At 61.4% G+C, this 4366-nt stretch carries 4 protein-coding genes and 1 pseudogene; 4 read left to right on the forward strand and 1 reads right to left on the reverse strand.

The features are described 5' to 3' along the window. Window positions 1-613 (forward strand): annotated as a pseudogene (locus VOI29_RS22840) (hypothetical protein); the annotation flags it as partial. 78 nt (window positions 614-691) lie between these two features. Here VOI29_RS22840 and hppD read toward each other — a convergent pair. Further along, window positions 692-1792, reverse strand: a complete 1101-nt coding sequence (hppD, locus tag VOI29_RS22845; protein ID WP_323783979.1) for a 4-hydroxyphenylpyruvate dioxygenase — start codon at window positions 1790-1792, stop codon at window positions 692-694. Between the two features lie 153 nt (window positions 1793-1945). Here hppD and VOI29_RS22850 point away from each other — a divergent pair, with 153 nt between their 5' ends. The 3 genes from VOI29_RS22850 to VOI29_RS22860 form a co-directional block, all read left to right on the forward strand. After that, window positions 1946-2401 (forward strand): Lrp/AsnC family transcriptional regulator, encoded by a 456-nt coding sequence (locus VOI29_RS22850; protein ID WP_323783981.1) that lies wholly within the window; start codon window positions 1946-1948, stop codon window positions 2399-2401. Window positions 2402-2467: 66 nt separating this feature from the next. Then, window positions 2468-3688 carry a PAS domain-containing protein gene (locus VOI29_RS22855; protein WP_323783983.1) on the forward strand — a complete coding sequence of 407 codons (1221 nt, stop codon included), beginning with the start codon at window positions 2468-2470 and terminating at the stop codon, window positions 3686-3688. Between the two features lie 132 nt (window positions 3689-3820). Continuing rightward, a partial coding sequence (locus VOI29_RS22860) for a cation:proton antiporter (RefSeq protein WP_323783985.1) occupies window positions 3821-4366 on the forward strand: 546 nt, incomplete at its 3' end.

Below are 4366 nucleotides of genomic sequence, written 5' to 3' on the forward strand. Positions count from 1 at the left end.
GGATCGCAGCGACCCCGCCGCCGAGGCGCTGGCGGAGGAAGTGGCGCGCAATCAAATGTTGTCGCGCAAACGCCCCAAGGCACGGCCTGCGGATCTGGAAGAACAGGTGGAACGCGCGCAGCATGGCGGGCTCAGCCGGGCTGAACTGGCCAGCTTGCGCCCGCGACAGCGGCCCGCCAGCCTGAAGCCCGCAGAAGAAGAGCAGCTACCGGTCACCGCACAGGCCATTGCCGCTTCGGCGGTGCCACGCGAACGGCCCGCCAATTTTGCCAATCTGGTTGATCGTGCCCGGCGCAATGCGCAGAACCAGGTCCAGACCGCCGCCGCCGTGCCCGCTGCGGCCGCCGCGGCGGCGCCGCGTATCCCGACAGCCGCTTCGGTTGCCCGCCGCGCCACTGTCGGCAATGCCATCAACCTGCGCAAGCTGAACCTGATCGGGGTCTATGGCACCGCGTCGGACCGCCGCGCATTGGTCCGGCTGCCGTCGGGCCGCTACAAGAAGGTGCAAGTCGGCGACCGGATCGACGGCGGCCGGGTAATTGCAATCGGCGAGAGCCGGTTGCAGTACCAGAAAGGCGGCCGCAACCGCACCCTGGAAATGCCCAAGGGGTAACCCCTGCCTGCCCTTCGATGCCCGCGAAAAAGCCGGACCCGCTGATCAGGCCCGGCTATTTCCGTTTCTCAGATCCTATTATCCCGCGGCTTGGATCTCACCGTTGTTGATCTGCTCCTGCTCGATGGATTCGAACAGCGCCTTGAAGTTGCCCTCGCCAAAGCCGTCATCGCCCTTGCGCTGGATGAACTCAAAGAAAATCGGCCCGATCACGGTTTTTGAGAAGATCTGCAGCAGGATGCGGGTCTCGCCGCCGTCCACAACCCCTTCGCCGTCGATCAGGATGCCGTGTTTCTTCATCCGGTCCAGCGGTTCGTCATGGCCGTGAACCCGCTCTTTGGACATCTCATAGTACGCATCATTCGGGCCCGGCATGAACTTCAACCCCTTTTCAGCAATTGCATCGGTGCTGGCATAGATGTCGTCGCTGCCCACAGCGATATGCTGGATGCCTTCGCCGTTGTACTTTTTCAGATATGAGACGATCTGACCGGTTTCCCCCCGGTCCTCGTTGATCGGGATCCGGATACGGCCGCAGGGCGAAGTCAGCGCACGGCTGAGCAGGCCGGTGAACTTGCCCTGAATGTCAAAGAACCGGATCTCCTTGAAGTTGAACAGCTCCTGATAAAACCTGAACCACTTGTCCATGTTGCCCTTGTAGACATTGTGGGTGAGGTGATCGAGGTAGAAGAACCCGTCGCCGCGCGGCTTGGACTGCTTCAGCCACTTGAACTCGGTGTTGTAGGGCGAGGTGTCGTAGTACTGATCAACAAAGTAAATCAGCGAACCGCCGATGCCCTTGATCGCGGGCACGTCCATGGTCTTGTCATCGCCCTCATAGGCTTCGGCGCCCTTGGCGACGGCATGCTCGAACGCCTTCTGCGCATCCGCCACCCGCCAGCCCATCGCAGGGGCGCAGGGGCCGTGCTGTTCCACGAATTTGGCGGCAAAGCTATCGGGGTCGGCGTTCAGGATATAGGTGACATCGCCCTGCTGCCACAGCTCCACCAGCGGCTGGTCCTTGCGATGGCCCGTCAGCTCATAGCCCATTTGGGTGAACAGCCCGCGCAGCTCGTCCGGGTCCGGGCTGGCAAATTCAACAAATTCAAACCCATCGGTGCCAGCCGGGTTTTCGGGGCTGATTTCGGATTTCGGGGCGTTATGCGGGAACGGACCCATTGCGCGTCTCCTTCGGATCATGCGGGAAGCCAAGTGAATTCTTGCATCAAGAATACCGCATATCCAGTGCAGGTTTTCCGCGTTCTTTCGCACCCTGACCTTGAAATGCGCGCAACATTCGCGCCATGATGCCAGAAAACGGAAAAAACGCGCATGCTGGACCCTGCCGATACCAAGCTGCTTGCAGCCCTTCAGAAAAACGCCCATCTTACCGCGCAGGACTTGGGCGAGATGCTCAACCTTTCGCCCAGCCAGGCCGGACGGCGGCGCCAGCGGCTGGAGGCAGAAGGCTATATCCAAGGCTATTCGGCCCGGCTCGATCCCGCCAGGCTCGGGCTGTCTGTGCAGGGGTTTGTGCAGGTTCATCTGGGCAGCCACGGCCCCGAACAGTCCAAGGGGTTCGCCCGGCTGGTGGCCAGCCAGCCGGAAATCACCTCCGCCTGGACCATGACAGGGGAGGCCGATTACCTGCTGCGGGTCTACTGCGCCGATCTGGAGGCATTGAATACGCTGATCCACGGCATCCTGCTGCCCCATCCCGCTGTTTCCAGGGTCCAGAGCCAGATCGTGATGGCACAATTAAAACGCGATGCGCCGCTGCCGACTTAACCAACCGGGAAGGAATTCGGCGTAAAGATGCCCTGACCTATTCCGTAACCGAAAGTGGAACGTGCCGTGTCTTTTGTTGACCGCCGAGTTGAAACGCGCCCGGCCAGCGGCGAGGCCCCGTTCGGCCTCAACGAGGTGTTCTTTTCCAGAACCGACAGCCGCGGCGTGATCGAGGCCGGCAACTATGTGTTCCGCCGGGTCGGTGCCTACTCCTGGGAAGAACTGATCGGTGCCCCGCATAAGGTGATCCGCCACCCGGACATGCCCAAGGGGGTGTTCTCCTTGTTCTGGGACACCATCCAACGCGGCGAGTTCATGGGCGCCTATGTCAAGAACAAATCCAAGGACGGGCTGTATTATTGGGTGTTCGCCGTGGTGGTGCCTTGCCAGGAGGGCTACCTTTCCGCCCGCATCAAGCCCAGCAGCGCCTTGTTTACCGAAGTGCGCGGTCTTTATGCGAAGATGCTCAAGCGGGAGACCGATGACGGCGCCACCCCCGAGGACAGCGCCCAGTATCTGCTCGATTGGCTGAACGGCCAGGGCTACGAGAATTACCACCAGTTTGCCGCCCACGCGCTGAGCCAGGAGCTGATCTCCCGCGATGAGGGGCTGAACCAGCCGCCCCACATCCGGATCCAGGATTTGACGGGCATGCTGCGCATCGCCGAAACCCTGGTCGAAGAGACCGAGGGGCTGATTACTGATTTCGATGCGATGCACACGATCCCGCATAACCTGAGGGTGCTGGCGTCGCGGATCGAACCTTCGGGCGGCCCGGTGACGGTGCTGTCGCAAAACTACGGGTCGATGTCACGGCAGATGTCGGACTGGTTCGGCGCGCATGTGATGGGTGAAAGCAGCAACTTTGCCAAGATCAAATCCTCGGTGAACAGCAGCCTGTTTGTCGAAGGCATGGCGCGCATCCTGATCGAATGCGACAACCAGCTGCAGAAGGAACGCCGCGAAATCGGCGAGGCCGACATGGAAACCGAGCGCAAGATCCTGTCCGATCTGGTGCAGGATCAGGTCAAGCGGTCGAAGGACGGCATGCAGGAAGTGGATGAAGAAGCAGCCCGGATCACCAGCGCTTGCCAGATCATGCACCGGCATTTCCTTGGTCTCAGCTCTACCCGCGTGCTGCTCAAAATCGAAAGCGCGCGGCTGACCGATTCCGGCGAAACACTGGCTGACATCATTGACCAGCTGGGCGGCTTTCAGGAACGGATTTCGCGGCGGCTGGACCGGATCGGCAAGCTCAGCGAAGAAATCCGCCTGCTCGAGCAATAACCGGGCCAGACAAGAAGACCCGGCCGATAGCCGGTCGGTGACTGCCGCTGGCAGGCACCGGATTTCCATAACAAGCGACCGCGGCCGGCAAACCCATTGCCAAGGACCCGGCCGGCTTGCGATACCTTGAATATGGAAGAGTTCTTTTACCAAGCAACCCTGTATCTGGGGGCCGCAGTCATTGCGGTTCCTCTGGCTGCGCGCCTTGGGCTCGGCTCGGTTCTGGGCTATCTCGCCGCCGGAATTGCCATTGGCCCGATCTTCGGGCTGACCGGCACCGAAACCGAGGATTTGCGCCACTTCGCTGAATTTGGAGTGGTGATGATGCTGTTCCTGATCGGGCTTGAGCTGGAACCGCGCGCATTATGGGCCATGCGGGACAAACTGATCGGCCTGGGCGGGATGCAGGTCACGGCCTCAACCCTGGTTCTGATGGCCGCCGCCATGGCCGCGGGCGAACCCTGGCATGTAAGCCTGGCGGTCGGGCTGGCGCTGTCGCTGTCTTCCACCGCGATTGTCCTGCAGACGCTGTCGGAAAAGGGGCTGATGCGCACCGGTGGCGGCCGGTCTGCCTTTTCGGTGCTGCTGACCCAGGATATCGCGGTGATCCCGATCCTCGCCTTTCTGCCGCTGCTGGGCAGCTACGCGATCCCCCAGTTTGCCACCGACGGCTCCATC

Origin of the sequence: Leisingera sp. (assembly GCF_034669605.1) — a bacterium.
Lineage (GTDB): Bacteria > Pseudomonadota > Alphaproteobacteria > Rhodobacterales > Rhodobacteraceae > Leisingera.

What these genes read in the sequence shown, in the direction of transcription:
- hppD (WP_323783979.1), bottom strand. Translation starts at nt 1,792, where the DNA reads ATGGGTCCGTTCCCGCATAACGCCCCGAAATCCGAAATCAGCCCCGAA.
- VOI29_RS22850 (WP_323783981.1), top strand. Translation starts at nt 1,946, where the DNA reads ATGCTGGACCCTGCCGATACCAAGCTGCTTGCAGCCCTTCAGAAAAAC.